This window comes from Methanosarcina sp. A14, assembly GCF_001729375.1.
In the GTDB taxonomy this organism is placed as follows: domain Archaea; phylum Halobacteriota; class Methanosarcinia; order Methanosarcinales; family Methanosarcinaceae; genus Methanosarcina; species Methanosarcina barkeri.
In genome coordinates this window covers 1-3,863 of sequence record NZ_LZPK01000251.1, presented here as the reverse complement: position 1 = coordinate 3,863, position 3,863 = coordinate 1, and the positions used below count along the sequence as shown (strand labels likewise).

Annotated in this window: 4 protein-coding genes; 1 reads left to right on the top strand and 3 read right to left on the bottom strand. The window is 42.3% G+C overall.

Annotation, left to right across the window (positions count from 1 at the left end):
- The first annotated feature begins 193 nt into the window (after nucleotides 1-193).
- Complete coding sequence (locus A9239_RS12040) at nucleotides 194-817, top strand: SagB/ThcOx family dehydrogenase (protein WP_176722136.1); 624 nt, start codon at nucleotides 194-196, stop codon at nucleotides 815-817.
- A 187-nt stretch (nucleotides 818-1,004) separates the two neighbouring features.
- On the opposite strand, the gene A9239_RS12035 is transcribed toward A9239_RS12040, so the two are convergent.
- The 3 genes from A9239_RS12035 to A9239_RS12025 form a co-directional block, all read right to left on the bottom strand.
- Nucleotides 1,005-1,721 (bottom strand): histidine phosphatase family protein, encoded by a 717-nt coding sequence (locus A9239_RS12035; protein ID WP_048116966.1) that lies wholly within the window; start codon nucleotides 1,719-1,721, stop codon nucleotides 1,005-1,007.
- Between the two features lie 179 nt (nucleotides 1,722-1,900).
- Nucleotides 1,901-2,545, bottom strand: a complete 645-nt coding sequence (locus A9239_RS12030) for an HD domain-containing protein (RefSeq protein WP_048116968.1) — start codon at nucleotides 2,543-2,545, stop codon at nucleotides 1,901-1,903.
- Between the two features lie 583 nt (nucleotides 2,546-3,128).
- A partial coding sequence (locus A9239_RS12025) for an ABC transporter permease (RefSeq protein ID WP_069575314.1) occupies nucleotides 3,129-3,863 on the bottom strand: 735 nt, incomplete at its 5' end.

Genomic DNA, 3,863 nt, shown 5'->3' with positions numbered 1-3,863 from the left:
GAAGGAAAACCTTTACTGAACATATAATGTTTAAATGAATGAGTAAACGAAGAAATACAATTGAAAATAATAAATAGAGATATTGAAAAAACGATATCGGGAAAAATAGTGAAATTTATCAGACATTTGCGGAAAGTGGGAAGGAATAATCAAGGAATAAAAATATTGTACCAGAAGTATGGGGGAAATAAATATGGGAAATCAAGGTCTTACAGACCTGCCAATGAAAGTCAAACTGCCTGAGCCAGAAGCTGCGGATAGAAGCCATATCGAAGAACTCATTGCAAAGCGGAGGTCCGTAAGAAGATATAAAGACAAGGAACTCTCCGAGTCCGTTATTTCTCGCTTGCTCTGGGCTGCTCAGGGTGTAAGTTCTAAGGAAGGTTTAAGGACCGCACCCTCTGCGGGTGCGCTTTACCCTCTTGAAATTCATGTAGTTGCCGGAGAAGATGGAAAGCTTGAACCTGGAATTTACAGGTACATTTCTGAAGGCCATACGCTTGTCCGAGAAATTGCAGGTGATATGAGGGAGAGGCTTTCAAAAGCTGCTCTTTCCCAGCCCATGATCCGGAGTGCTCCCGTTTCATTTGTAATCTCCGCGGTTTATCCGAGGATAACAGGCAAATACGGTAGTCGAGGTCTTCGTTATGCCTATATGGAAGCAGGGCACACTGCACAGAACATATGTCTACTTGGAGTGGAGCTCGGGATAGGAACCTGTACAGTAGGAGCTTTTGAGGACGAAGAGGTAAGAAAAGTGCTGAAACTGCCAGCAAACGAAGATCCTCTTTATATTCTGCCTCTGGGTTATATTTGAGTTCTTTGCAATATCATATTTCTATGTTTCTCTAAGAAAGCCTCTTATGCTACCAATGTACTTGCAAAAAGTCCAAAATTCAAAATTGAAAACCCGAATGAAAAGAAGAAACTTAAGAGATAATGGGATTTAAAAAAGAAAACAATAAAGGAATCAAGAAAGGGTTTAATACAGAGATTCAGAAATCTCAGAGGTTCCTTTTAGTCTCAGGGTTCATCTCAGTGTTTTCCCGGGTTAGCTTGCCTTCTGAATACTGATATATCGTAAGTTCGCCTGTGGAAAACCTGACTTTCTTGATATCCTCATCGGAAATCCCTTCTATATATTTGACCAGAGCTCTCAGACTGCCCTGGTGAGCACAAACCAGCACATTTTTTCCTGCCTTTACAGCAGGCAGGATTTTCTCCTTGAAATAAGGCACTGCACGTTCGTACACGACTTTAAGACTTTCTCCGTCAGGTGGACCTGGCTGAAAGTTCCACCTCCAGGAGGCAAGTTTTTCGGCTCCGTATTTTTCTTCCATTTTCTGTTTTTTCCTGCCCTGGAGCTTACCGTAGTAACGCTCGTTTAAATAAGGCGTGAAATAAATCGGGATAAGTTTTTTACCGAGTTTTTCAGGATACGAGTACCAGTCCGTTTTCCCTGGATTTCCTTCATTCCCTGTACTCTCATGGACAACAACCCCTGTTTTCTTCTGTCCGGACAATATTAAGAAAAGTGTTTCCTGCGTCCGCACAAGGTTTGAGGCAAAAGCAAGGTCCAGTTCGAACTTTTCAAGCTCTGCTGCACATTGAAGAGCCTCTTCGATCCCTTTCCTGCTGAGAGAAATATCCACCCAGCCGGCAAGCCTTTCTTCGGGCTTTAATCCAGGTTCTCCATGCCTGACAAGTATAAGATGACCCATAAAACGATACTCCATATAATCAGTTTCTATAGCCAGGAGCCAGTAAGTATGGCTAGAAGCCAGTAAGTATGGCTAGAAGCCAGTAAGTATGGCTAGAAGCCAGTAAGTATGGCTAGAAGCCAGTAAGTATGGCTAGAAGCCAGTAAGTATAGTCAGAAACCAGTAAGCACTATGGTTTATTACTTCTTCGGTACAGGTCTGAACTCAAGCCGGGTATTGTAGAGAAGGTGCCATAGATCACCTTTCTTTGCCATTCTTTCTGCGTCAATCCCAGCTCCCTGCCCCTCGATCTCGAGCCTGATACTCCGCTTCCCGAAGGTGACTTTTCCGAGTCTGCTTTCCATTCTGCTGTAATCAAGGGCATCAGCAAGCCGGATAAGAGCAGCCACTTTCAGGGTAAGCTCCTGAAGATCCTCGGGCATTTTCCCGAAGTCCTTTCCTTTAAGTTTCTTAACTTTCTCTTTATCTACACTCTTTTTATGCAGGAAAGCAGTCCAGGCAACAACAGGCCTGAATCTTTCAGGCACCTCTAAAGGCGGGTGAATGAATAAAATGTTCCTTCCTGCTTTGTGATGATTTTCAAAATCTACTGCTACTCCTATATCGTGAGTAAGAGCAGCTGTTTCTACCAGGTTCCGCATTTCGGAGTCCAGTCCATGTATAGAATTAAGAATGTCAAATAACTCAAGAGCGTTCCTGGCCACATTATCGGCATGGCTACGTTCAATTCCATATATGTGGTAAAGGTCCTTCAGAGACAATGGCTCGGGAAATACTCTCTCTGCGGACTGACCAGCTTCTGAAGATTCGTTATCTGAACTCACACTGGATCCCTTTCTTATTTGTCTTTCATTAATATTATAATTATATTGATTTATATTTATTTTCTACCCATTTTCACTGTATAAACGGCAGTGTGCCTAATCTTCTGTATATTTTACTCTATACCCTTTACTCTTCTTTTTTGATTACTGCTCCATTATTAAATACTTATTTCCTGTGATCCACTCTTCGTTAAAAAGGAAATTCACGGAACTGAGGATTTAACAATTTAAGTTTTCCATATTTGGTAAGGATAGTTAGGGGCTTGTAGTCGTTTCTACTGGTTTTCCGTGAATCGGTACGCTCATGGCGTTGTGCACAAGATTGGAGGAGGGTTTCTTCCTCCGTGACAAGGATTGAAAACATGTAATTAACTGGCGAATTCCGTCCCAACGTTTGTTGATAATCCAATTTTTGAATTTATTTGGATGTCTTCTTTTAGCTCATCTCCATAACATTTCCCAGATTCTATTGTCAAGTGTCTGGAATGATTGAAATTATGTAACTGTATATGAGCCAGATTGAAATTATGTAACTGTATATAAGCCAGATTGAAATTATGTCTGTATATAAGCCAGATTGAAATTATGTAACTGTAACCCTGGTAAACCTCCACCTTGCAATAAGAAACATTATCCCCGCAAAAGCCAGGAGAGCCAGGAAGGAGACAATAACCTCTCCCTGAGTGTAGGTATAGAGGAGTCCAATTGACGAGAATTCGCTCCCTATTGCAAAATACCTGATCCCGCTGACAAGGTGTGTGAGCGGATTGACTGTTGACAGAGCCCGGAGCACGGGAGGAAAGGAATTTGCAGGGTAAAGTGCATTGCTCGTGAAAAAGAAAGGCATGGTAAGCAGGGTTATTACAGCCTGCATTCCTTCCGGGCTTTCCATTGTTATTGCTATTGCAGCCGAAAGAAAAAGAAACCCGAGAGAAAACGCCCCTATGAAAAGCATGATCCCAAAGAGTGAAACCAGAACCTGTATTGCTGTGTATCCTTCAAAAAACTGGACTCCCAGTAAAAGCCCAAAAACCATGATCACAGTGGCCTGGATAAAGGATTTTGTCATGGCAGAAAGTCCTATCCCTATGATTATATGAATTCTTGGCAGAGGACTTGAAAGGGTCTCACGCATAAGCCCCCAGTTTTTGTCAAACAGCAGCACTGTTCCTCCAAAAAGACTTGTAAAAAGCGTGGTCATGGCAATTACGCCTGCACCTATGAATGTCAGGTATCCCACAGCCCTCACCCCGGGAATAACTTGCATTGTTGCAGTAAGCCTTTCAAAGTTGTTTGACATTGCTACTCCGAAAAAAGC

What these genes read in the sequence shown, in the direction of transcription:
- A9239_RS12035 (WP_048116966.1), bottom strand. Translation starts at nt 1,721, where the DNA reads ATGGGTCATCTTATACTTGTCAGGCATGGAGAACCTGGATTAAAGCCC.
- A9239_RS12040 (WP_176722136.1), top strand. Translation starts at nt 194, where the DNA reads ATGGGAAATCAAGGTCTTACAGACCTGCCAATGAAAGTCAAACTGCCT.